At 44.5% G+C, this 25,797-nt stretch carries 23 protein-coding genes; 4 read left to right on the plus strand and 19 right to left on the minus strand.

The genetic code is table 11. The features are described from left to right. Positions 1-10 precede the first annotated feature (10 nt). On the minus strand, positions 11-3,325 hold the full coding sequence (locus M1K58_RS13410; protein ID WP_256759667.1) for a DUF5107 domain-containing protein: 3,315 nt from the start codon (positions 3,323-3,325) through the stop codon (positions 11-13). Between the two features lie 202 nt (positions 3,326-3,527). Between M1K58_RS13410 and M1K58_RS13415 the strand changes: the two genes are divergently transcribed. Further along, the gene (locus tag M1K58_RS13415) at positions 3,528-4,415 is read left to right on the plus strand and encodes a helix-turn-helix domain-containing protein (protein WP_256759362.1); all 888 of its coding nucleotides are present in this window, start codon (positions 3,528-3,530) and stop codon (positions 4,413-4,415) included. 9 nt (positions 4,416-4,424) lie between these two features. On the opposite strand, the gene M1K58_RS13420 is transcribed toward M1K58_RS13415, so the two are convergent. The 9 genes from M1K58_RS13420 to M1K58_RS13460 all read right to left on the minus strand — a co-directional run bounded on the left by M1K58_RS13420 (position 4,425) and on the right by M1K58_RS13460 (position 15,433). Further along, positions 4,425-5,957 carry a response regulator gene (locus M1K58_RS13420; protein WP_256759363.1) on the minus strand — a complete coding sequence of 511 codons (1,533 nt, stop codon included), beginning with the start codon at positions 5,955-5,957 and terminating at the stop codon, positions 4,425-4,427. Then, the gene (locus tag M1K58_RS13425; RefSeq protein ID WP_256759364.1) at positions 5,954-7,618 is read right to left on the minus strand and encodes a sensor histidine kinase; all 1,665 of its coding nucleotides are present in this window, start codon (positions 7,616-7,618) and stop codon (positions 5,954-5,956) included. Before M1K58_RS13425 ends, M1K58_RS13420 begins: the two co-directional genes overlap by 4 nt. A 62-nt stretch (positions 7,619-7,680) precedes the next feature. Further along, the gene (locus M1K58_RS13430) at positions 7,681-9,069 is read right to left on the minus strand and encodes an ABC transporter substrate-binding protein (protein ID WP_256759365.1); all 1,389 of its coding nucleotides are present in this window, start codon (positions 9,067-9,069) and stop codon (positions 7,681-7,683) included. Positions 9,070-9,173: 104 nt separating this feature from the next. Next, positions 9,174-10,004: a carbohydrate ABC transporter permease gene (locus tag M1K58_RS13435; protein WP_256759366.1), complete on the minus strand. Its 831-nt coding sequence runs from the start codon at positions 10,002-10,004 to the stop codon at positions 9,174-9,176. 25 nt (positions 10,005-10,029) lie between these two features. Next, the gene (locus tag M1K58_RS13440) at positions 10,030-10,962 is read right to left on the minus strand and encodes a carbohydrate ABC transporter permease (RefSeq protein WP_256759367.1); all 933 of its coding nucleotides are present in this window, start codon (positions 10,960-10,962) and stop codon (positions 10,030-10,032) included. Between the two features lie 213 nt (positions 10,963-11,175). Further along, a complete protein-coding gene (locus M1K58_RS13445) occupies positions 11,176-11,955 on the minus strand; it encodes a CAP domain-containing protein (protein WP_256759368.1) in 780 nt (259 codons plus the stop codon). Between the two features lie 146 nt (positions 11,956-12,101). Then, positions 12,102-13,427, minus strand: a complete 1,326-nt coding sequence (locus M1K58_RS13450) for an MFS transporter (protein WP_256759369.1) — start codon at positions 13,425-13,427, stop codon at positions 12,102-12,104. 100 nt (positions 13,428-13,527) lie between these two features. Continuing rightward, positions 13,528-14,226, minus strand: a complete 699-nt coding sequence (rpiA, locus tag M1K58_RS13455) for a ribose 5-phosphate isomerase A (protein WP_256759370.1) — start codon at positions 14,224-14,226, stop codon at positions 13,528-13,530. Positions 14,227-14,314: 88 nt separating this feature from the next. Next, a complete protein-coding gene (locus M1K58_RS13460) occupies positions 14,315-15,433 on the minus strand; it encodes an acyltransferase family protein (protein WP_256759371.1) in 1,119 nt (372 codons plus the stop codon). Between the two features lie 195 nt (positions 15,434-15,628). On the opposite strand from M1K58_RS13460, the gene M1K58_RS13465 reads away from it, so the two are divergent. Next, complete coding sequence (locus tag M1K58_RS13465; protein WP_256759372.1) at positions 15,629-16,348, plus strand: 3-ketoacyl-ACP reductase; 720 nt, start codon at positions 15,629-15,631, stop codon at positions 16,346-16,348. A gap of 97 nt (positions 16,349-16,445) precedes the next feature. Here the strand turns inward: M1K58_RS13465 and M1K58_RS13470 are convergent, their stop codons facing one another. After that, complete coding sequence (locus tag M1K58_RS13470) at positions 16,446-17,108, minus strand: hypothetical protein (RefSeq protein WP_256759668.1); 663 nt, start codon at positions 17,106-17,108, stop codon at positions 16,446-16,448. A gap of 134 nt (positions 17,109-17,242) precedes the next feature. Then, positions 17,243-17,995, minus strand: a complete 753-nt coding sequence (locus M1K58_RS13475; RefSeq protein WP_256759373.1) for an SDR family NAD(P)-dependent oxidoreductase — start codon at positions 17,993-17,995, stop codon at positions 17,243-17,245. A 233-nt stretch (positions 17,996-18,228) separates the two neighbouring features. Between M1K58_RS13475 and M1K58_RS13480 the strand changes: the two genes are divergently transcribed. Beyond that, complete coding sequence (locus M1K58_RS13480; protein ID WP_256759374.1) at positions 18,229-18,783, plus strand: Crp/Fnr family transcriptional regulator; 555 nt, start codon at positions 18,229-18,231, stop codon at positions 18,781-18,783. Here M1K58_RS13480 and hmpA read toward each other — a convergent pair. Then, positions 18,717-19,970 (minus strand): NO-inducible flavohemoprotein, encoded by a 1,254-nt coding sequence (gene hmpA, locus M1K58_RS13485; RefSeq protein WP_256759375.1) that lies wholly within the window; start codon positions 19,968-19,970, stop codon positions 18,717-18,719. The two genes, M1K58_RS13480 and hmpA, sit on opposite strands and share 67 nt — an antisense overlap. Positions 19,971-20,094: 124 nt before the next feature. After that, positions 20,095-20,574 (minus strand): transcription elongation factor GreA, encoded by a 480-nt coding sequence (greA, locus tag M1K58_RS13490; protein WP_256759376.1) that lies wholly within the window; start codon positions 20,572-20,574, stop codon positions 20,095-20,097. Between the two features lie 158 nt (positions 20,575-20,732). Here greA and M1K58_RS13495 point away from each other — a divergent pair, with 158 nt between their 5' ends. After that, entirely contained in the window at positions 20,733-21,740 is a 1,008-nt protein-coding gene (locus M1K58_RS13495; RefSeq protein ID WP_256759377.1) for an HD-GYP domain-containing protein, read from the plus strand. A 70-nt stretch (positions 21,741-21,810) separates the two neighbouring features. Here the strand turns inward: M1K58_RS13495 and M1K58_RS13500 are convergent, their stop codons facing one another. The 5 genes from M1K58_RS13500 to M1K58_RS13520 are packed head-to-tail and all read right to left on the minus strand — an operon-like array spanning position 21,811 to position 25,647. Further along, complete coding sequence (locus M1K58_RS13500) at positions 21,811-22,134, minus strand: response regulator transcription factor (RefSeq protein ID WP_256759378.1); 324 nt, start codon at positions 22,132-22,134, stop codon at positions 21,811-21,813. Then, complete coding sequence (locus tag M1K58_RS13505) at positions 22,112-23,164, minus strand: alpha/beta hydrolase (protein ID WP_256759379.1); 1,053 nt, start codon at positions 23,162-23,164, stop codon at positions 22,112-22,114. Before M1K58_RS13505 ends, M1K58_RS13500 begins: the two co-directional genes overlap by 23 nt. A 19-nt stretch (positions 23,165-23,183) precedes the next feature. After that, positions 23,184-24,785 (minus strand): methyl-accepting chemotaxis protein, encoded by a 1,602-nt coding sequence (locus tag M1K58_RS13510; RefSeq protein ID WP_256759380.1) that lies wholly within the window; start codon positions 24,783-24,785, stop codon positions 23,184-23,186. Positions 24,786-24,818: 33 nt separating this feature from the next. Further along, entirely contained in the window at positions 24,819-25,181 is a 363-nt protein-coding gene (locus M1K58_RS13515) for a response regulator (RefSeq protein ID WP_256759381.1), read from the minus strand. Positions 25,182-25,194: 13 nt separating this feature from the next. Beyond that, positions 25,195-25,647 (minus strand): chemotaxis protein CheX, encoded by a 453-nt coding sequence (locus tag M1K58_RS13520; RefSeq protein ID WP_256759382.1) that lies wholly within the window; start codon positions 25,645-25,647, stop codon positions 25,195-25,197. Positions 25,648-25,797: the final 150 nt, after the last annotated feature.

The following is a 25,797-nucleotide window of genomic DNA, read 5'->3' on the forward strand; positions in this document are numbered from 1 at the left end:
AACCTTCACCTTATTGTCCACTAGCTTCCGGTGTTACCCATTCCGAATGAATCTGCACACCTTGATGATTACTGTCCAATGTAACAACCAGCTCGAATTGTTCCCTCGCTTTTGCAAATTGTCCAAGTCCTATAAGCCCTAAGCCCATCATAAAGCGGCAATGGATTTGATTCCGAATGTTCAAATCATCCTCGAAGACAAGGAAATCTGGAAGTGAAACGGCAAAGTAATCTATCTTAACCTCTTCGAACATGTGCTTCTCCGCATAATCAACAAGCTTGTGGAACCGCTTATTGGACTGCTTCGAATCCTTCAGCTTGCTCCATGCTAAGCCTTGATAGAAGATCATTTCTGGAGGCTGATCATTGTAATACATCGCGCTAGCCGGTTCCTCCAAACCTTGGGATGCCTGGATATAAGCCTCTTGGGCTTCAACCGGTAAACCGAGTCCTTCATACGCACAACCTATATAGTAGTAAATATGATTCTCTTGCGCGCCCGTCAATTTACCCTCGCCTAGATTGTCGGGATACACTAGCGCTTTATGCAAATGCTCTAGCGCTTGTTCATATTGCTTACTATGGAGAAGTCCCTTCGCAAGCTCAACATGAGCGAGCACATATTGCCCGGTGACCTTACCCTCGCCGCCTTCCCAAGGGTGGAACAACCTGGACGTGAGTAATTGTACTGCCTCTGTATGAAGCTTCAGCATATTATGAACGGTTACATATTCTACATATAAATCGTCCCTTGCTTGTACAAGCTCAAGTTTCTGCTTTAGCTGCTCTAGCCGTATTCTCGGTTCCACGCCAAGCTTCTTATAGAGCTGATCAAGCTCATAGAATATGCGTGCATCCGTTGGATCGCATATCACCGCATGCTCCAACGCTTCCCTAGCTTGCTCGGGACTGTTCATTTTATTATAGTAAGCGAGCGCTAAATTCCGGTTTACGATGGAGAACGACGGATTCGCCGCACGAGAGAGCTCCCAATGCTGAACCCCTTCCGCATGTCGCTTCTTATCGTATAGTAAATTCCCTAAGTAGTAATGCGCTTTGGAATCACCAGGACAAGCCTCAATCGCGTACTTCAATACCGCGAGATCAAACAGAGTGTTCGGGAAGCAATAGTCCGATATCGCTTCGCTACCTGTACGAAGATGTAAGATCGACTTCTCGCTATGTCCCATCTTTCCATATAAATATCCGATCGTGTACTGGATCATCGGATAGACATCCCCGGATTCACCTTCAACACTCGTCGAAAGTAATTCCAATGCTTCGTTATACAACCCCGCCTCGGAGTAATCCGCAGCCAATGACAGATAGTTATGAGCATCGCCCCTCATGAGAAGGAGCTGCTTCTCATACACGGCTTGGGCTTCCTCTGTCTCTCCGCCACCTTCTAACACCAATCTCAATTCGTTATAAGCACCAAAATCAGCAATATCGAACTTGATCGTTTCCCTTGTCCATTCTTTGGCTTCATCCCGTCTGCCCAGCTTACGAAGCATAGCCGACTTCAAATTGCGTGCCTTGTAATTACGGGTGTTCTTGATCAAAGAACGCTCAACAAGTTCTAACGCTTCTTCGTGCGAGCCTTTCCAAGCCGCAATCTGTGCAAGCGTGAAGTAACCACTGTCTTGCATGGCTGCAGACCAAACCGATTTATATAGCGCAGAGAAGGCTTCCTCCATCCGTCCCTGAAGCTTCAAAGTTACACCTAGCTGATAATAAGCTTCACTATCGTAAGGATTAGGATTACGAGAGGTTAAGCTCTTAATTGCTGTACGGAAGTGTTCCTCGCTTTGTTCTAGCAGCCCTCTGCGCAGCAGTAAAGTACCATAGGCGACATTAATGCGAATATCGTTCGCATCCCGCTTCAAGCCCTCCAAATAATACGCTTCCGGTTCAAAGGTTGCATGACGATATTGCTCAAGATGTAGCCCCGCCAAATAAAGCATTTCATTGGTTTTCATTTCGGAAGGCTCTTGTAGCGGTTGAGCCGCATCTGGCACTTGCTCAATGTCCGGCTTGTTAGGCTGATACCGGATAAGCTCCTGGCCCTTCTCATTGCTGACCTTCAGGATCAGTTCATGCTCCAGCTGACCAGGCTGCAATCCGATCTCAGCATGGAATGTATCGGTAGGGGATAGATTAGCTGTCTTGTTCAAATACACCTGTGAACCGCCCACTAATTCAACAATCAAGCCTTCCATTAGAGAAGTTGCATATACTTGCACGAATGCCTTCTGATTAGCGACATCCACCTCTAAATTTACAGCCAAATCTATCGAAGCATTTTTAACAACTCCAACATTTTTGTAGGGCATAAAATATTGCTTAAACGATTTTTCCTCATAGGGTTGTAGCCATGTGAAGTCAGGCTGGTTGTCGGTATAAACCCCCGTCATTAATTCAATATAAGGTCCATCCTCATCTGTCAGATTCCGATCCCAAGCCTGGCCGAATTCTCCATTGCCCCACGTCCACTGCTTTTTGCCCGGTGAAATATGATGATTGGCAACATGGAGTAAACCCGCTTGCACGGAATGATCATAACCACCCACAAAATTGTAGTCCGACTTATACGCCATATAAGAGGTTGGAACCGGAATATTCTTATAGCGTGAGATGTCTACTCCCTCAGAATAGTCCATCTTATAGTAGGTTCCCGTCGCAATCGGGAATTTGGATACGTCTCTTTTTCCATGATCGAACACTGCGGTGACATCAGGCGGAAATACGGATTGCGTAAAGTCGTTTACCGCTACAGCCGGATTTGCCCACCATAAGAACGTTTGAGGTTCTGGGGTACGGTTGTATAGTTGAGCGTGAATTTCCAAGTATGCCTTGTCCGGATATAGTGTAAAGCCTGCTGTAACCTTAGTACCATTAATACGATCAATCTCGCTTATCCATACCGTTGCGCTTCCATCTTCCTTCTGCTCCAGCCGATATTCCACGGGACCATACGTATTAGGGCGGTGATGCTGCGGCCAGTTAAACTCAATTCCTCCTGAAATCCATGGCCCCAATAGACCTACTAGTGCCGGCTTGATCACTTGGTTGTAATAAACAAAATCATATTGATTCGTTTTGTCTACCGCACGATAAATACGTCCACCCAGCTCGGGCATGACCTCGACACGCAAGTAATCATTCTCAAGAATGACCATCCGGTAAGCTTTCAATTGCTTCTCATCTTCAATCTTATCGATAACGGGATGGGGGTACACCTTGCCCGTGCTTCCTTGATAGACGCGTTTCTCTAGAAACATCGGGTTTTTGTCTGGCTTACCGACTTCATAGGTTGGAATTTCCATCGTTTCTTCCCATACTCGGGTATTTGCATTCAACCTTGTCAAATTCCTCACTCCTGTTTCTAGATAATCTTAGATAATGAACTATAAGATCACTTTAAAGGAGATCAAGGTGTTGGACAATTCACAATCCCCTGTTTATAATGGACGATATTCTGATTTTTAGAGAAACCAATGAGCCTTATGACAAGAAAGGGGAATAGCGGTGCTTAAAAAAGCTGAGGGGTTTGATTCCGAGAAAATTATCGTATTACCGCAGTATCAATTAAACGAATTAATGACTCATCCCCTCGTGAGAGATTTATATGTAACCGACATAGGTTATTTTCCTCGCGCCCTCCATCACTACCGTGAAAGGCCCCAAGGCTGCGAATCCCACATTCTCATCTATTGCGTCCGCGGAGAAGGCTCTGTGTCCTTCGGCCCCGATAAGACCATTCGGATGACGGAGCACACCTTAACCATTATACCTGCCGGGGCTGCTCATTCTTATCATGCAGTCGATTCCAACCCATGGAGTATTTACTGGTTTCACATTAAGGGCGAGCAAGCCTTCCCCTTCCTTCAAGCTTTGGATTTAGATACCCATTCCGCTCCTCTAAAGCTGTCCATCCACGATAGTGAACAATTTAGAAGCTTGTTTAATCAATGCTTTGACATTTTATCAACCAAATCTTACTCTCTTCCTCATCATGTTCACGTTTCACAATTGGTGAGAACTATCCTTAGCTTGATCGGACTTATTCCAGGTCGTAAAGAGGATGAACGGAAGCAGCATTATATCGATGATGCGATCGACTTCATGAGGGAAAGGCTCGAGCATAGCCTTACGTTGGACGAGCTTGTCTCCCACACGCAAATTTCCAAGCAGCATTTGAACTATTTATTTAAGCTATCCACAGGCTGTAGCCCGATTGATTATTACCACCGAATGAAAATCCAGCGCGCAGGACAATTGATGGACTTAACCGGTCTCACGATCAAGGAAATCTGTCATTCCCTTGGCTTCAAGGATCCTTACTATTTCTCGCGCATGTTCAAGAAAATCATCGGACACTCTCCAACCGCATATCGCAATCACTTGAAGGGCTAGATTGGCTGACTACCGGTCTTTACTCGGATTAATCCCGAAGTGTTTTTTATACAATTTACTGAAGTAGAAAACGTCCGCAATCCCAACCTTGTCGATAATTCTCGAGATTGGGTGTGTTGTAGTTCGCAGCAGCAGCCGCGCCTGCTTCAGCCGGTAGGCCTCCATATATTCCATGACAGCCACGCCTTGCTGCTCTTTAAATAGCTTAGACAGATGTGAACGGCTTAGATTCACATGTGCACAAACATCCTCTAACGCCAGCTTCGTGGCATAATGCTCGTGAATGAAGGTTAATGCCTTCGTGATCTCTTCCCGATGCCTGCCATTCCACTCCATCCCTCCAAGCCACTCTGTAAAAGCAACCTTGAAATCCGTGAGTCTGGAAGCCTGAAGCTGGTCAACCTCTGACTTTAAGGCTGCAGGGACGGCAAATCCACCCTTTTCAATAAACTGGATCAACGTCTTAACGTCTCCCTTAACAGATGCAGGTGGTCGACATAGATGACGGAGCAGCTCGAAATAGGTTTCGATTAATCCGGGCAAAGCCGTAACCTGGAACCTCCCATTGCCACTGCCTTCCACAGATTGAAAGAAAGAATACAAATCCAAATCGGCAACAGGCGCTTGCATCTGCTTAACATTAACCATACAAGCATTCTTCTCATAGAAAAAATGAACCAATTGCTGTCGAGATCCCAGCACCTTCTGGAAAAAATCGTTCATTCCACTAAAGTCACTGTTAATTAAGAAGGAAGCTTCTAGCCCCAGGTATTCCTTAGTAACGGCCGAAACATCCTCAATCTTCAAGGCATGTTGGTCGTCATCACATTCACCTAGATCAAGAACAACAAAACGATTATCTCCCAGATGAAACAGCTCGTTGCTCTTATTCCATCGTTTAATCGTTTCTCTAACGACATTGATCAGAGCGTAAACCGCTAAATCCGTCCGGCCTCTATATTTCTTTCCTGTCCAATCCTCGAATCTTTCAATTTCCATGACCGCGAATTTCGAAGGGGTATCGAATGCCTCCCGATATACAGATACGGATAGCCGCTCCGCTCTCCGAAGAAGCTCAGCATTGTGGATATGCCCATTTAGTCGCTCGTAAAACAAAGAATTCTGCACCATCAATATTTCGTTGGGGTCGAATTTAGCGCCTTTTTCCACAGCCTTATCCAGATGAACAATGGCTCTATGTACTTCCTCAGCGACTTTGTCCTTCGTAATCGTTGCTTTCAAGAGATAGTTGCGAGCCCCGTACTCCAACGCCTTTTGCGCCAATTCAAATTCGGCGAAGTTGCTCAGAACGATAAACCATACGTCAGGATGCCTCATCCGACACTGGCGAATCAATTCCATCCCATCCATGACGGGCATCCGAATATCGGTCAACACGATACTCGGGAGTGATCTCTCCATTTGCCGCAGCGCATCCTCCCCATTCACCGCCTCCATGACGGATAAGCCCTCCATGCCTTGAAGCATCGCCACCAAGTGACTACGAATTGCATATTCGTCATCCACGATCATGATATTCATACGACTTCACCTTTCAAATCCGGAATCGTTAAGGATATTATCGTCCCGCTTGGCTGCCTAACGGTAATCTCCAGTACCGATTGCTCCCCATAATGCAGACGCAATCTTTCTCGGACATTACTTAATCCAATGGACTTACGTGCAGTCAATTGTGGTGAGGCTGCAAAGCCGACACCATCATCAGAAACGACGAATCGCACGCCGCTCCCCCAACGATCAGCTTGGATAAGAATGCAGCCATTTGCTCTCCCATTGAAGCCATGTTCAAAGCTATTCTCCACTAGAGGCTGTAAGAGCATTCTTAAGATGGGCATTGGAGTCAGCTCCTTAGAGAAGTCTATCTTTACGATAATATTTTCACCGAATCTTGCCCGTTGGATTTCTATATATTTCAGAAGATATTCCTTCTCTTCCTCCAGTGTCCAATACCCTTCATTCCGATATAACTGTTGTTTCAAGAGATACGAAAGCGATAGTACGAGTGAGCCTATCTTATCCTGAGAGGATTGTTCTGCAAGAAAACGGATCGTATTCAATGAGTTCAGAAGGAAATGGGGATTCATCTGCTCCTGCAGAATTTGCATTTCCAGGTTTCTCTTCTCCGTGGCAGCCCATTCCAAATTGTCGCGTGAAATCTGAAGATTATGAATGAGCTGCTGCAGTAACTCCGATAACTCAGCCAAATGCTGGTCAGAGTGGACAGCGACGGATAGATCAAGGGAAGGATTAACTAGCCGTTTGGATAATAATCGTATTTGATTAAACACCTGGCTGATCGTCTTCATAACGAAGGTCGATGTTGTAATGAAGATCACCAATATAATGAGTATGGTAGCCATAACTGTAAGCTGGAAATAGCGCAATTCATTCTGGATGACAGCCGTGGAGTCCGTTTGCATCATTGACCAGGGCGTAGGAGGCAATAGAATCTTTGAATCGGATGTTGTCTCTTCTCTCCTCGGCTGCTCAGCTTCAGTAGAGAAGATCAGATTATTCTTATCGTCCCATATCGCATACGACCCATTATCCTGATTTAGAATTTCCTTCAAATTCGATAGAGGAATAACCATCGAGACGATCCCTCTTTTGTTAGCGGTAACCGGGCTAAATATCCACCGGCTAAGCACGATCAAAGGCTCGCTTCCCCCTTCGGGCTTAAGCATTCCCCATTGGTAGCTATTAAAAAAGTCATACCCTTCCCAATGAATCGTCTTGAGAATTCCCGCCTGTAGCTCTCCCTTGCGAATACCGAGTCTGGAGGGATTGGACTCGAACATATTACCGTAGTTATCTTGGATGACAACCGCATATTTTTCATTTAAGAAGAAGGTATACTGAAGACGTTCAATGGCCTGGAGATAGGTAGAGTTTTTCTCAATACTCATGGAATCCTTTTCCTGAAGCGCTTGAATGAAAGCTTTGTCGTAGATGAAGTTGTTCGTCGACATAAAGGTACGTTGGAATAGATCCTTCACCCTCGAGGCTGTTTGCTCCACTTTAATCCGGTTAATTTCCGCTACTTTATGCACCATCGTTCGCTCAGAAAAATGATAGGCTGTATATAAAATGATGATCAGCGGAATGAAGATGGAAACAAGTAAAATGATAATTCTCCGCTGCACAGATTTCGGCCCTTGATACCACTTACTTCCCCAGCTCATGACGTATCTCCTTATTAAGAAAAAGCTAAGCCCACCATAAGCGATGGGCATAGCCGTAGAGTCTAATTATTTTGTTGTTCCTTAATCGCTAAGTCCACTTTCTCTTTCACTACACTCAACACCTCATCGACCGTTTTCGAGCCCGTGTAGTATTGGCTAATGATATCAAGGAATGTCGATTCGTATTCTTGTGGCGCCCCCAAGACTGGCTTCTCTTCCACATTGATTACATTCGGATCGCCACCGAACAAGTAAGTCACTTGCTCAAGGTTGATCTCGTCATCCTTCAAAGCATTAGCTAAATCTTCAAAATACTTATCTTTGCTTACTTTAGTATACATTGGAAGTGCGCCAGTGCTCAATGTATAGTCCGCAATATATTCTTTAGCTAGAATAAGGGCCTCTTTAGCATTTTTCGAGTTTTTAGGTATGGCTAAGGAATCGATGCTGGACCAGTTCATGTGCTTTCCTGCCATCTCCGTTGGAACTGGCATTGGGGCAATACCGGCTTTCCAGTCACGCGGGAATTTATCCTTCTGTGTAGCTGCGAGTTGGGCATACCATTGCGCTCCTACAACCATTCCATAGTTTCCGTTCCAATAGGAAAGGAAATCCGTATTATTCTGGATAAACTCCCCGATTGGCATAGCGGCTTTCTTGACGTTCATGACATCGTTCATCCATTCCAAGCTGCGCTTGAATTCTGGAGCATTAATATTAACATTGCCGTCATCCGTGTAGAACTTGCCGTTATTTAGCTGGCTACCGTATCCATAGAAATACATACCCCAGTTGTTGTAGAACATGCCATACACTTTGTCCTTACCATTCAAGTTCGTAAGCTTCTGTGCAACAACGGCCATTTCGTCCCAAGTCATCGGCACTTTAGGATCCGGGTAAGGTACCTTGGCATCGTCGAATACCTTCTTGTTGTAGTAAAGCATCCAGTTATTTTGTTGAATCGGGAAACGATAGTATTTACCGTCTTTATCCGGCTTAAAGTCACCGAAGTCTTTGGACATATCAACATCAACTTCTTTGGCGATATCATCAAGCGGCATTAGAAACCCTTTGTTAATCGCATCGAATTGCTCAACACCATTGCCCCAGATCAGATCAACTTGCTCACCGCTGGCCAACATGATATTGCGCTTGTTAATGTATTGCTCGTGAGGTACGGAAATGGGATCTACTTTGATATTCGGGTATTTCACTTGGAAGCGCTCCAGGAAAGCCTTGAACTCTGTGGAATCCATATACTCCGAAATATTTAGAAACTTAAGTGTTACTTCTTTGTCCGAACCGCTGTCTTTAGATGCAACTGCTTCTGATCCCGACGCTGCCGGTGTAGACGATCCTGCACTGCCATCCTTGTTTCCATTGTCACCGCAAGCAGCAAGTGAGAATACCATTGCGGATGCTGCTAAGACTAACACTGACTTCTTAATCATGTTATAACCTCCCCATATTTATCTTGGTTCCGTTTTCATTATGAACTGCAATTGAATTCTCTCAAATGTAATAAATGCTTTTCTATTTGTATAATTGTATGCTCTTATCCTTTTAAGCCAGAAGATACTATGCTTTCTATGAATTGTTTCTGAAGAGCTAGGAACACAGCAAGTACCGGGATGATCGCTAGACAAGCCAGTGCCATTTGCAACGCATATTGCTTACCGAATTGCGTCTGGAAGCTTTGGAGACCTATCGGTATTGTATACATTTCTTTGGAATGCAGGAAGATAAGCGGCTGGTAATATTGATCCCAGATCATAAAAAAGCTAAGAAGTCCTAGCGTCAATAACGGTGTTCTAGCTAGCGGTAACGCAACTTTCATGAAGGAGCGGAATATACCAGACCCCTCAATGTATGCCGCATGGACTAATTCCTTCGGAAACGAGAGGAAAAATTGCCGCATCAGGAAAATAGACAGAATGTCGACGATGTTCGGAATAATTAACGCCCAATGTGTATCTAGTAGATTAATAAATCGGAACGATATAAATTGAGGGAGCAGTGTTAACTGATAAGGGATAAACATCGTCGTGAGAAAAAAGAGAAAGATCGTATCCGAATAGCGGAACTTCAGAAATCCAAAGGCATATCCCGCTAATGCGGATAGAAGAAGTCTGAGCGCAACGGAAATGATGACGACAAACACGGAATTCCACAACCACGTAGGGAACGCGGTATCCATCAAAATATGTTTATAATTGGCCCAGTTCATCTGATCCCAATGAACAAATACAAAGGGGCGTTCAAACACTTGGTTCTCATATTTGAAAGAAGTAGATACCATCCACAGCAAAGGTGTAATAAAAACAAGCCCGATCAATAAGTAAGCAATAGAACGAATAGTGTATTTTACATTCTGACTTAACAGCACCTTGTAATCCTCCCTCCGTGATGAATTATTGATAGAATACCCACTTTTTCTGAGCAAACCAGTTGATCATGATGAACACCAATGTAAGTAAGAACAGGAACATCCCTACTGCCGAAGCGTACGAGAAGTTATAGTATTCGAACGCCGAACGATAGATGTGATAGGTCATCGTAGTCGTACTGAACGCCGGCCCACCCTTGGTTAGAAGCGCCATTTGATAGAAGGCTTGCAAGCCCCCGATCATCGTAATTAATAACAGAAAGAACGACGTTGGAGAAATAAGAGGAAACGTGATGTGCTTAAAGCGTTGGAACCGATTGGCTCCATCGATAGACGATGCCTCGTAATAATCCTTGGATACCCCCTGTAGGGCAGCCAAGAACAATATGCAATGATAGCCTACGTCTTTCCATGAACCGATAATGGCTAGCATGGGAAGCGCCCAATCCACGTCAACCATGTACTGAGGCGGGTTATTTACACCGAGGCTCATGAGCAAGGTGTTTACTGGACCCTCGGTTGGGTGCAGGAATACGTTCCATACCACAAGCGTTGCGACGTACGTAGTGATGTACGGAATAATAAAGAAGGTTCTAACTACACCTCTTGCCCGCATTTTACTATTCAAGATGAGCGCCATCCCAAGACCTAACACTAAGGTAAGCGGAACATAGATGACCATATAGACCAAGGTGTTCCTCACACTTTTCCAGAAGTCCGAGTCGTGGAGCATTTTCTCGTAGTAGGTAAATTGCTTGAATTCAAACGTATTACTCATCAAATCGACTTTGAATAGGCTAAGCAAAAAAACACAAATCATAGGAATCAGCACAAATAGTAAAAAGCCAATGAGTGCTGGTGTGGCAAATAGCAAGCCCGCTCTCTGCTCTAATTTCTCCAAGGAATAGGATTTCGATTTTTTCTTCTTCTGTTTGTCTTTCAATACGGCCTCCATCATGCGCCCTCCTTTACTGCTTGTGTGTATTATGACTCAATCAGCGATGGGGAAGGAATAGAACAACTGCCGCTCTTATTTGTAAAATCGTCCGATTTAATCGACATAAGCCTGACTTACCAACTTCGTGAGAGATTCCCCTATCGACAAATAAAAAATCCCCCATACGGGGGATTTGGTGAGATATATCGTGAGTACCCATGGTGAGTATTCAATCTACTTTGTGCCAATAAACTCTTGCGTCCAGTGGGCCGCACCGTTCTTCAAGACGTAGCCGACTCCCATATGTGTAAAGTCACCGCTCATAATATTTTTGCGATGTCCCGGCGAATTCATCCATGCCTTTACGACCTCTTCAGGAGTTGGCTGACCCTTCGCGATGTTCTCCCCTGCGGATTGATATTGAACGCCAAAGCTCCTCATCATTGCGAAAGGATCGCCATAAGTAGGCGAGTCATGTGAAAAATAGTTATTCGTCGCCATATCCTCCGACTTAGCTCTAGCGCAGCGATTCAGGCTTGAATTATCTCCTGAGTAAGGCGCTAATCCTTCTTTCTGCCTTTCCTGATTCGTCAGCGTCAACACTTGCTGCTCATATCCGGTCATGCTCTCGTTCGCTGGTAGCGTAACCGTTTGATCCTTCTTAAGGGGATCATCCACCGTATCCTTAGGCACTTCTACCTGCTTGCTCGCACTCGGATTGCCAGTACCACCACCGGTACCTACACCTATCTGCTTTTTCAGATCGGGATTAGCATTCAACAAATCATCTAGGTTCAGGTGAAATTGCTCAGCAATATCCGCTATAGACTCGTTACTCTTAACATGATACTTGTTGACCGGAACATTCGTATCAATTGAGCTCACATGCATTCGCTCTTTCATTATCGGTTGCTGCGATTGTGCTTTCATCCGGGTTGACTGCCCATTCTGATTCCCGCAGGCCGTCAGCAGCATCAGCAACACCAAACTCGATAGCATGACCACACGTTTCATTGTCTTGTCCCCTTTATTTAACGTAATCCTATTCCCTGTTACTTTCCCCCTTTTATCGCGAAAAAATCCATCCATAAAAGGCACATTATCCGCGTACCACCTCGGAGAATGTGCCTTTATGGGGAGCCATTATTTCAATCAGGACGTTACGGGAGAATACTCTTGCTAACAGCGGATTTCCTATAACTAAGCAAAATACCAATAGAGCAAAGACCAATAACGAGCAAGACTTCATAAATATGTCGATACGCCTGAGCTAATGGGATACGGTCTTGATATTCGAGAAGAAGTCCGCATATTGCGACAGATACCGAACCTCCGAAAAACTGGATGAGCTGTGCAAGTCCCATCCCTGCTCCGATCAGATTTCCGGGTAGACGAAGAGAGGTTTCATTGTTCAAGGAGGACAATGTTGCCGACATTGCAGGTGAGAACCCAAGATAGCCACACAGAATGATTGCCGGTGAAACCGCAACATTCATGGCATACAGAGCCATTACAACGACAAGAATGACATGCCCGATAAGTAAAAACCGCATATTGCCATATCGGTCGATCCATCTTCCAACGAACCGCGACAGAATGACCGATAGAATTGCACCCGGAGCAATCATTAATCCGATACGCATCGCAGATTCATCAAATAAATGCGCAAGCACGAGCGGCATTAGGAACAGATTACCTAGGTTGATTACCAGAACACAGAAGCCTATCGCTAACAGCTTCCGATATCCCCTTTCCTTGAGTAGATCTGGATTAATAAAGGTTTCCTTCGCTTTTCTTAGATGCCAGAAATGTGCAAGGAAAGACAAAACACTTATCGCAAACCACATCATCGATTGTTGAGTTACCGCAATTAGCAACGTCCCTGCATTAACAACAGTTAAGACTGCCCCGATCAAATCGAAGTGGACGGCTGTGGGTACTTCCCGTGGGAGTAGTCGTAGCAGTATCGGAAGGATGGCAAGAATAAGACAGGTAACTGCGAATAACCCATTCCATCCAAAATACTCACTAATAACTCCTCCAACAATCGGGCCTAGCCCGAATGCCATTGCGCTCCCCGCAGAGATCATGGCAATCGCTCGGCCGCGCCGATGCGCAGGAACATATCGACTCGCAAGTACCAAGCCTAGCCCCGCCATGGATCCAGCGCCTGCTGACTGGAGTATCCTGGCCGCAAGCAATGCGTGAAAATTATGCGCAAATATCCCTACGATCGAGGAAAGCCCGAGAATTGTGAGCCCCACGGTCACCAGTCTTCGAATGGGCACCCCATCCGAAAGTCTGCTATAGATAACGGTTGATAACGCATATCCAATGGAATAACTCGATATAATCCAAGAGCCCAAGTCCGCAGAGATTTGAAGATCGCTAATGATGCTAGGAATCGATACATTAAACATCGTCGTGTTCATCACAACGATGAACAGACCTACAGTCCATATCGGCAATACAACTTTGTCATTCATAGATGCTCCACCTTTACTAAATCCAACACTAATTTACCCAAATACAAAAAGCAGGATGCATGGGCTTCTCTCCATGCTCCTGCTTACTATCATTCGTAATTTATGTCGTTAAAATCTCTACATTATAGTTAATAAACAAACCAGATTCGATCACTCCAGGTATAGCCTTAATTTCCTTCTCGTAATCGGCTGTTATCTTATTGAAACGAACATCCAAAATTAAATTTCTAGCTTCCGTAATGACCGGACCATCCTTGGATTTCGCTAATCTAAGTTGAATATCGTTCGCGCCCAGCTTCAGCAATTCCCCTTCAACCAAATTGATCGCTCTAGGGTCCACTTCGATCGGAGTCGCAAACTTCTCACCTAAATACGATACAAACTTAGAGGAGTCCACGAGGATATAATTCTCCGGTGAGCTCTTAATCACGAGCTTCTCAGCGAACATTGCGCCGCCTCTACCTTTGATCAAGCTCTTCTGAGGATCAACCTCATCTGCGCCATCGAATGACCAGTCTGGTCTTACATTTAACAAGGTTGATGTATGTAATCCAAGAATAGAACAGGTAAGCGAAACTTCATGTGACGTTGGAATAGCAAGAACGCTAAGATTCTGCTCCTTCACCTTCTTGCTGATCGCTAGCAGCGCTAGATATGACGTTGAACCAGAGCCAACTCCGATGACGTCTCCATTCTTAACGCGTTCCGCAATTTTATCTGCGACCTTTTCCTTTTGCTCTTTATTTGAAATTTCACTCGACCACTGTAAGGTAGTCGCTATTTTATTATCCCAGATCATGAGTAAACCTCGCTTTAGTTAAAGTGAATTGTCGCGCAACCTGATCATTATTATACCATGTTTGTTGGCTAGCGTTGCAAATTCATCCTTACAAAACCTTGTTTACATAAGGGATTCGCACAATAACTAAGGATATCGCAAAACAGATTACGATCGATAGCGGTCCAACAATGAATAGCTTAATTATTGGTGCAAGACTGCTCCCCATGAATAAGGCTGTAAAGCTGACTACAATAATCGGATGAATTACATATGCCGTATACGCGGAACGGCCTAAGCCACGGAATAACGAGCTTGCGGAAGACCAACGAGCTCGAAACCACGCGAGTAACGCAAGGCAAATCCCAAAACATACGAATGGCTCCCACATTGCATACAGGAATGCCTGAATATTGAAGCCACCCGCGAATTCAATATCGTCTTCTAACGCTCCAGTAAGTATTAATCCGATTGGCAATACCGGAATCGTCCAATAAGCAATTCGTCTCCATCTTCGGACCAATGTGCTAGGCATCTGCTCTAGCCAACCCTGTCGTTTGGCGGTAGTCCCCATCACGAATAGCAAGATGTACAGCGGGAAATAGCCTAATTGCAGCTCCCAAGGACCCGTACCCGTCGGGTAAATCAGCCTAACTAAGAAAGCAATCAAGCCACAAATAATAGCTGTAATCCATAATTTGCGATGACTAGGGAACGGACGAGGTTGAGCCCCTGCAGCCTTCTTGGAAAGCAACAGCTGATATGCGGCATACAAAACGACGAAATAAAGCAAAGCTTCCGCAAACCAAAGGGGTCCGAAATTTGGCATCCTTGCTCGAAGAATCGTTGTTGTGAAAAAATGATAATAAGATTCCTCATGACGATAATAGGCTACATACGTCGTTGTCGGACCGAGAAAGAGTAAATAGAACAGCATCGGCAAGCCAAGTCGAATGAATCGATCTATCAAAAACTTCGCGGTTCCTTTACGAGAAAGGGAGTCCGGTGTAAAAAATCCTGAAATAAAAAAGAACAGCCCCATAAAAAATGACTGACATACAGCCGTAAATATCGTTAACAATATCATCGGTACCGTTAATTCGCTTTTATCCACATCTTCAAGATACCATGAGCCCGCAGCCCCATAGGCAATCGTAGTGTGAAAAAAGATAACGAGTGCAGTTAAAGCCACCCTCAGATTATCCAAATCGTACATTCGACGACTCATCTCACACCTCGAACCCATTAGTTTGGGAATGGAAAAAGATAACCTCCGATATACTCCCCTTCATTCAATATAAGGGGCATGAGATTTTTATACAATCTGCAATTTGGGCTTGTTGTTTGTGGCAACCCCTCCAATTCCGTATAATGGTCTAACGAATACTCGATAATAGAACACATACGGACAAGGAGTGACAACATGGATTTTAAGAACAAAACAGCCATTATTACAGGTGCGGGTAAAGGAATTGGCTTAGCAACCGCTCACGCTTTAGCCAAAGAAGGCGTTCGTCTTGGCCTAGTCGCTAGGAATGCCGCTGATCTCGAAGCTCTACAAGGTGAATTGAAAAATAAATATGGCGTAGATTCTTACTTCGCGACAGCCGATGTATCCAAGCAGAACGAAGTCGCAATCGCGATAGACAAGCTGATCACACAGCTGGGATCTACCGATATTCTAATTAACAATGCGGGGACAGCTAGTTTCGGAACAGTGCTCGATATGGATCCGACCGAATGGGAACGAATCATTCAAGTGAATCTGATGGGCACCTATTATGTAACACGCGCTGTATTGCCAACGATGCTGAGCCAAAATGAAGGTAGCATCATTAATGTAGCTTCTACAGCGGGTGAGAGAGGCTTTGCTACGGGCTCTGCCTATTGCGCCTCTAAATTTGCCGTAATGGGACTAACCGAAGCGCTGTTCCAAGAAGTTCGCAAATCAAACATCCGTGTAACTGCCTTAACACCTAGTACAGTAAATACGGCTTTAGCCGTAAATGCCGGGTTGTCGATTGGTAGTGAGGACCACATGATGCAGCCTGAGGATGTTGCTGAGCTCATTATGGCGTCATTACGTCTACCTCAGCGAGTTGTTCTTAAGACTGCTGGAATATGGACGGCTAATCCACAGTAAGCAGCTCTTTTACTCATCACGACACTCATCACGAACCTAACCTATACAAACACGAAAAGGGCACCCCGAGGGATGCCCTTTTCGTTTTCGTTTATCCTCACTTGAAAAGCTGATCCTCCATATAAGAGACTAAAGCTGCTAATGGATTGCCGATAGCCACACCCGAATGCTGCTGAACTAACTTCGCTGCTTCTACCATGGATAGCTGAGCTACCGAAATAGGCTTGCCCGTCTCTGCCACACGTAAATTTTGAATGTATTCAGACACTACACTTCGGGATTTCTCCTTCTTCCCCAGCATGATTAACTCGAAGGCCTCAGGGATAATCCGAACATCAACTTGCAGCTGTTTCCCCAAAGCTAGCGCATGTTCATTCAACCGGTTCATGGTGCCTTCTACTGTAGCGGGATTAGTAAAGAGAAGGATCTGAGGCTGATCGTAACGACAGAGGGAGCTGAACAAGGGTTCGTCGATTTTAATAATAGGAACGGTAATAGAAAGCTGCTCCTCATCGAGCATGGCGATATAATTCGTGCATGTTATGAGAATGGCATCTACATGAGCTTGAGCGATCCACTCGATCTGCTCCCTGACCTTCCGCTCAGCATCCGCTGGACTAAAGGTCACATCCGAGGACACACGAAATACGAGTGCAGGATCTACAAAATGAAGAAGCTCAACCTCATAGGCAGATAGCGCCTGTTCAATATAATCAATGTTCGTATAATGCGCGTGAAGACAGCCTATTCTTTTTTTCATCATATATCCCTACCTTCAATCCTCATTTCTAGCTCTATTCTATCACAGTGTTCCATTACCGCCTTATTCGCCATTATACGGAAAAAGGCACCCCAAAAGGGTGCCCTTCATATTCTCGTCGCTTAATTCAACGATTATTTTGCAGTAACTCCGCCATCCACAGGCAATTCTACTCCTGTAATATAAGAAGAAGCATCAGAAGAAAGGAATAGCACTGCTTGCGCAACCTCCGAAGCTTGTCCGACTCTTGGCAAAGCTGTCTGGGACAGGAACCATTGTAGCATCTGCTCGTTATTCACAAATTCCGCACTCATTGGAGTCTCGATAAAGCCCGGATGAACGGAATTGACGCGAATGTTGTCCTTCCCAAAATCGACTGCTGCAGCTTTAGTTAACATTCGAACTGCACCTTTGGATGCGGTATAAGGTCCAGAACCACTTCCGCCAGTTAGGCCAGCGATGGATGAAATATTAATGATTGATCCACCTTTGTTATTTTGCATATGCGGAATTGAATACTTCATACCAAGAAAAACGCTCGTCAAATTAATATTAAGAACTTTATTCCATTGTTCTACTGTCGTATCTAACAAGGCTGTCGGCCAGGAGATTCCGGCATTGTTAACTAGTACATCTAACTTGCCATATTGTTTAATGGTTTCAGCGACTACCTTGATCCAATCCTCTTCTGAAGCCACGTTGTGAGAATAGGCAATAGCCGTGCCACCACTTGCTTTAATTTCTTCTACCACTGCTTGCACAGCAGCTTCGTTAATGTCAGTCGCTACGACTTTTGCTCCTTCTTGTGCGAGCAGCAGCGCTTCTTCGCGTCCCATTCCACTTCCAGCACCCGTAACGATTGCAACTTTGTTGTTCATAATCGACATGTTTGTTCCTCCTTAGTTGAATATCCTCACATGATGAATGTCTTACTGTTCATCATAAGTTAACCACAAGTTCTATTGGCAATGCTACAATGATATCGAGAATTTGAAAGCCGGTATGTAAATAAAGTCACAGACAAATCAAGCTAAATAAAGCCCCCAGCCTAAGTAAGAAAAAGCCGCCGTCACTAGGACGGCGGCACACCTTTATTCAAAGTAGATTGGAGATCAGCAGTATGAAACTACATAAAGGACAAGTCTTATTTCATCAAGGAGATACGGGACCGCTATATCATCTGAAGAGTGGACTTCTAAAAATCATCCGTCTACACGAAGATGGTACTCCGATATTAGTCAATATCATCGTGCCTGGCGAAATCATCCCACACCATTCCTTAATTAGCCCTAATATCAACTATGGTACAGCCGTAGCACTTGTCACTTGTGACATTGAAGTGCTGCCCTCAGCGGAGTGGTATCAATCATTGGATAACAATCCTGATAAATGTCGATCAATCGCCCTGCTCCTTCAAGAGAAGCTACGAATGATGCAAAAACGAATCGACCAATTAACGGAAGTCACACCCGCCGGCAAGCTTCAGAAGCTTCAAGCCTGGTTCAATTCTTACATCACACAGAAAGATATTACGGATGTACTCACCCAAGACGAGATTGCTCAGTTCATCGGTCTTCGCCGTGAGACGGTGAACCGACTCCTTCGATCTCAGACTGACTTGAGTGCAGACTCCGTTACAGCTTCCAAGCTACCTGCTGGTCCGAAAAATTCATAGTGAATATCTTGCGCTGGGATTCCCCATTCCTTCAATAAGCCATAGACAGCTTTCATGAATGGCACAGGACCGCAGAAATAGAAACTCGCATTACTCGTGGGAACGACACTTTGCAACCAAGACAAATCAATATAGCCTTTCTTGTGGTACGCTTGCGTTGATTCATCAGCAGTCGTCGGTCTCTCGTAACACCAATACGCCTGCACCTGTTGTTGATTGCTCGCAAGTTCCTCTACATGCTCCTTCATAGCATGGAAGTTCCCGCACTGCGCCGCATGGATAAACGTCACCTGACGACTAGAATTAGGATTAGCCTCAACCAGTGTGTTAAGCATGCTGATCATAGGTGTCAATCCAACTCCGCCACTGATTAAGACAACGGGGCGATGGTCTTGTTTGTTCAGTACAAAACTTCCAGCAGGTGCAGATATCCACAGCACCCCATTTTCGTTCATATGCTCATGTAAATAGACCGATACTTTTCCTGAGGGCTTTTCTGGGCTCGTATCTTCCCGCTTCACAGAAATCCGATAATAGGATTTATCAGGAGCATCGGAGAGACTATATTGACGAATGTGGGTATTGCTTTCACCTGGAATATCGACTTTAACACTGATATATTGCCCTGCTTCATAAGTCGCAATGCCTTTACCATCCTGTGGAACAAGATAGAAGGACGTAATCACGTCACTTTCCTTAACCTTTTTGACCACAGTAAATGCCCTAAAGTCCGCCCAGCCCCCATCCTGCTGCTCCGTTTGGGCATACATCTCAGCCTCGACGCTAATGAACACATCTGCGATTACACCGTAAGCTTCTGCCCAGGCTTGTATAATCTCTTCTGTCGCAGCATCGCCAAGCACATCCTTGATCGCAGCTAGGAGATACTGTCCCACTATCGGATAGTGCTCTGGCTTAACACCAAGACTCCGATGCTTATGGGCAATCTGCCTCACTACCGGAAGGATCGACTCCAGCTTGTCTATATTTGCAGCAGCCGCATACACCACATTCGCCAAGGCAGTCTGCTGCTTTCCCTGCTTCTGGTTTGCATGATTAAAAATATTTAACAGCTCAGGATGCTGAGAGAACAACATCTCGTAGAAACGCTTAGTTATTGCCGTTCCATGCACCTCTAAGACCGGTACTGTAGATTTGATGATTGCAATGCTTTTATGACTTAACATGATGTCTCCTCGCTTTCATAACACTGGAATGACTCCAGTATAGGCGAGCTCAACCCTGCCATCTTGTGACTTCAGTCACACTAAAAGTCAACAAACTGTGACTTTTCCCTTGCCCATCTTATAACTAGATCGTCTTAATTTGAAGTAGCTCATATTTCACAACGCCCATAGGTGCGACTACATGAATGGTGTCGCCTACTTTTTTACCCACAAGCTCTTTACCTAGCGGGCTTTCGTAGGAGATTTTATTATCCAATACATCCGCTTCGGCTGGGCCGACAATTTGAACATCCATTTTCTCAGAAAACTCAATATCATTCAGAACAACGAACGAGCCAATCTGGACCGTTGAATTGTCTAATTCTTCGGAATCGACGACCCGCGCCTTGTTCAGCATCTTCTCTAATATGATAATTCTAGTTTCCATGAACGATTGGTCATTTTTGGCGGAATGATATTCACTGTTTTCCTTAAGATCACCATAACTAATCGCGAGCTTAATACGCGCGGCTAGCTCCTTGCGTTTCACATACTTAAGATCATCAAGCTCGGCTTGCAATTTAGCTAAACCCTCTTTAGTTAAGACAATTTCTTCTTTAGACATCAGTTACAGCTCCCATTTTGCTTTCGTCTATCCATTGTAACCTATAATCAAAGTAAAACTACTTTAATCAGCTAAGAATTATATCCCAAGCATCATTCGCCAATAGGTAAATCGTGGTAAAATATCTTATATAGACCAATTGTGAAGGAGTGGTGTTCTTGGAATACTTATTAGGCAAAGCGTCTAAATATGATATTACCAATCACTATGGTCTCACAATAGTGCCTGCCGATACCCTAATTAATGACGATTACCTAGAACTAATGAGAAAACATCGAATCGATCTGGATTCAATTATATTAGATTTAGAAAATTATAACGGGGATATCCATCCCAAAATACTTCAACAAACCGTTAATAGATCTAAAGACCTATTCGACACGATTAAAATTTCACGAAAAATCCCTTTAATAGAAATCAGAAAAGAAATTCTCCCTATTGTGCAGCAAACTTCGGAAAATGCCAACGTATTTAAATTATTCGAGGCAGTTAGAGCCAAAGATGATTATACGTATGAGCATAACATCGGCGTCGGGGTTCTATCTACACTCATAGGAAGATGGATTGATCTCAGCGAGCTTGAGCTTTCGACACTCACTCTTGCAGCAACCCTGCATGATGTAGGGAAAGTAAAGATTCCAATTGAAGTATTGAATAAACCAGGCAAGTTAACGAAAGAAGAGTATCAGCTAGTTAAGCAGCACACCATATTCGGGTACGAGCTTCTTAAGGAAACAACGGGATTAAGCTCCCGAGTTGCCCTTGTAGCCTTGCAGCATCATGAACGTGAAGATGGACAGGGCTATCCTTTTGGCCTAAAGAAAGACAAGATCGATTTATTCAGCTCTATCGTAGCTGTAGCTGACATTTTCCATGCTATGTCTTCCAAACGGCCTTATCACGAGCCTATCCCTTTTTACGAAATCATCAACCAAATGCGCATTGGGAAATTTGGAGAATTAAATCCCTATATCGTCTCCGTGTTCATAGATAATATCATGAAGCATTTAATCGGAGAGAAAGTTGTACTCACTGATGGCAGCTTTGGGGAGGTTGTCTATCTAAACCCCCATTGCCTAGAGAAGCCTTTAGTCAAAGTCGATGATCATTTCTGGGATTTAAGCAGAGAGAGAGACATTCAGATCAAGGAAGTCGTTATTGTGTAGTGCTTATACAATACAAGAAGCGCAAGAGACCAAGCGATTAGTCGCTTGGTCTTCTTTATTTCAGTACATCTCATTTACTTGCGATATCTCTTCTCGGCTTTGACGAGGAATTGGCAATTGTTACTTTCACACGATGCTGCTGATGCATTAAAGATTGAACGACTATTAAGGATAATAACTCTCTTGTAGAAGAGGTTCTTGTTTTATTCTGGATGTTGGCCATATGGTTTTTTACTGTTTTCTCCGCGATAAACAACTCATTTGCTAAGGTCCTATTATTGTATCCGTATCGTGACAGATAATAGACGATCTCTGTTTCACGTTCGGTTAAACCATACCCTCGGGCAAAGGAAATAACGATCTCCAATAAGTCAGTGATTGTACTCGCCCCCACCCTTCAAATACCATTCTGCTGCGACCTTCAATATCTCGCCCATTTTATAGTTGCAGCAGTGGCCTTCATTTTCATATTCAATAAGCCATCTCTCGCCGGGCAAGCTGTTGTATAACTCATAAATATCGGCATCCTTCACGATGTAATCTTTGTTACCGTGCACTAACAGAATCGGGCATAGAGGATCTACTTCGTGGAGCGTCGGCAGAAGAGAGTATTCCTGCTCGTCGAAGAGATAGGATAATCGTTCTTTGAAGTAGTCTGGAATTTTCATTTCTCTTTCCAGCATAGGACTTACCGACATCGTCTTGTGCACTCTCCGATGGCTACTCCCGTATATTGCCCACGCAGCACCTGAGCCTGTCCCGAATAAATTCAAGTCGAGCTCGGGATATTGCGCACTTGCAAAATCGATCACCTGATTCACAAAGAGTGCCCATCTATGACGAGTTGCTCTATGTTTATTAAATACGTAGGTTTCACCCTGCCCAGGTCCATCGAAGCTCACGGTTACGAAGCCCATACCCGCGAAGTATTTCTCGTATGCGTAAAACTCTTCCTTGGAGGTATCGAGAGGATTCATAATAACGACACATGCCTTCGGTTCATCTGGGACGCATATTCTTCCGTAGCAGTCATTGCCATCTATCTGTATCTCAACATAGATCATCACATCTTCCAGAAGCTTATCCGCTTTGTGATACATCTCCTTGCTGCATTGAAACCACTTCCGTCTCTCTACTCCAGTCTCCGGATAAATCCACTGAATGAGATGAAAGTGCATCCCCGCTAACCGATATAGATTGTGTGCTTCTCCTACTAAATATTGATTCAAGTAGCAATCTGCCTGTTGCTCGTAGGCGATCGCATGCTTGTGTAGAATCCGAATCCAATCCTCTAAGCTGATTAATCGATCACGCAGCTCGGATACGGTTGCTCTAGGAAAACCATTTGCAATCCACATGTCCCAGAACCTTCCGAACACAAAACCGGTCATAATCGTTTTTTGTATTGTATTTTCCGGAACCAAGCCGTTCCCCTCCAAACTGCTACTGGATTTTGAACATCGTTACTGAGCTGTTCAAGTCCATCGCCAGCTCCGCCAGGGATTGGGCGGTTGATGCCGTTTGCTCGCTGCTCGCTGCGGCTTCTTCAGTTGCTGCGGATATACTCTCAATAGCACCCATCACCTCGGAGGACTGAGCAGCCTGCTCTTCGCTAGCTGCAGCAATTTCCGTCACCTTATGTGCCGTTTCACTAACCATTGCAATTATATTCTCAAAGGCTTCACCCGATCTGTGCGAGCTCGCAACACCCTCTTCGACCGCTTTGACACCTTGCTCTGTATTCACTTGCATGCCTTTAATAATTTTGGTGATTTGCTTGGTCGCTTCACTGCTTCGTTCAGCCAGCTTCCGCACTTCATCCGCTACAACTGCAAATCCACGACCTTGATCTCCTGCACGGGCCGCTTCAATAGCCGCATTCAGGGCAAGAAGATTCGTCTGCTCCGCAATATCATCAATCACTTCAATAATCTCACCAATTTTGTTCGAATCCTCCTGCAACCGTGACATCTGCTCGTTGACCAAAGACATTCCGTCGATAGAGATACGAACTACCTTACCTCCATCCTTCGCGATGTTCATTGTTCGATTAGACAATTCCGACGCTTGCTCTGCGCTCTCCGCTACTGAATTAATAGCGAGAGATAGCTCCTTGAATAATTCGTTCATCGTCTGAGCTGCATCAGCTTGGCTCATGCTTCCATTGGCTATTTCCTCCGTACTAGCAGAGATCTGCTGCGAAGCAGCGGACACACTCTCCGCGGATACAAGAATCCCTCCGACTGTTGACCTTAATTGGACAACCATCTCATTCACAGATGCCGCTAAGACACCAATCTCATCCTTCGTATGAATACTAGAGGTTTTGCTCAAATCTCCTCCCGCGACTTGCCCGACTAACCTCACAATTTGGTTTAGAGGACGAGCAATGACCTGGGATATGAAGTAACCCAGTCCAATACTCAGGAGGAGGGCTGCCATAATAATGGCAAAGGTAATGTTACGGGATGTCTTATGCAGCTTATCTGCATCCACGTTTGCTTGCTCTGCTAAATCCAAATTAATTAAGACTAGCTTCGTCAGGATGTCTCCTATTTGATTACTCGTATCCTCAAAGCCGGATGTAAGCAAATACTCGGTAAATTCCGCAGTGCTTAAGTTCTTGCTATTCATCTCGAACGCCTTGTCCAAGTAAACGAGATATTCCTTCCATAACGGAGTGAGTTGCTCCAGTTCATCCTTCTCTGCTTGAATTAACACGGGTAACTGGCCATACTTGGTCAATCTATCTTCAATCATTTTTTTATAGCCTAATATTCTATCCTTATATTCCTTATTCTCTGCTTCGGTTCGCGCCATCGTATTCATATCTCTAAGATCAACTTTAATATTCTCATGCAAAACCTGAGCATAGGCCAGATCATTAATCGGTACCAGGTTATTATCATACATACTGGAGATTGATTGGTCTAACTTGCCTAAGTTATTCAGACCAAGGAATCCAACAATGCCTAACATCACTGCAGACATTACAAATGCAGATATTAACTTCTTAGCCGTCTTCATATCATAAAACCATTTCATGATTGCACCTCCAACTTCATTCACAATTTCCCACTACTTTGTCAAAGCCTTTTCAATAGAAGAGAGCACCCGATCCGCTTGAAAGGGCTTAATGATAAAATCAAGCGCTCCAGCTTGAATCGCTTGGACAACCATCCCTTGCTGCCCCATGGCGGAGCACATAATGATCTTGGCATCTGGGTGTGCACTCTTGATGTGTTTAACAGCCTCTACGCCTTCCATAACCGGCATTGTAATATCCATCGTGACTAAGTCTGGCTGTAAAGCCTTGTATTTCTCAATCGCATCGCTACCGTTCTCGGCCTCTCCTACGACCGTATGTCCAGCATTCTCGAGAATACTCTTTAACATCATCCGCATAAACGCAGCATCATCGACGACTAGAATGTTACCCAAGTTGATCCGCTCCCTAATTTTGTAAAAGTAAAATGATGTTTATGTCACCTAGAGCTTCGATACGCACTGTAACCGACAGCCCTCTCTCGAATCCGTACATTTGCATTTGCCCAACCATAATAGTCGGGGGTGTAATATCAACCTTATAGCCTTTGTTATAAACAATGGAGGATGTTTTACCTGCGAGCATGTTCGCTATTTCTCCAATACAGCTATGTAGCATCTCTCCTTCGAGAGGCATTCCGAACATTTTAGTCCCTAGCTTGCTGAAGGTTTCGCTATCTCCTTGAAGTACGATACGACCAGATACATCCCCTGTAATCCCGATTAGAACAGCCATTTCACTCTGAATAACTGCTAGGTTAAACACTTTGGGCGACTGAATCTCAAGCTCCATCGAGAGGATCTGATTCACGGATTCAATAATGCTGTTTAACAAATCCTTGACGCCTTCTTCGCTGGCCATGTGTATCCTCCTTCCTATAGATCCGCCTTGAGAATTAATTCTAAAGAACTAGATCAATCATAAGCTCACAGTAGGTTTTGGTAACCGAAAATGTTTTGCGTGACCACGCAAAACATTTTCGGAACCTTGCATGAAGGTATATAAGCATAA

The organism is Cohnella sp. WQ 127256 (genome assembly GCF_024519285.1).
Classification (GTDB): domain Bacteria; phylum Bacillota; class Bacilli; order Paenibacillales; family Paenibacillaceae; genus Cohnella.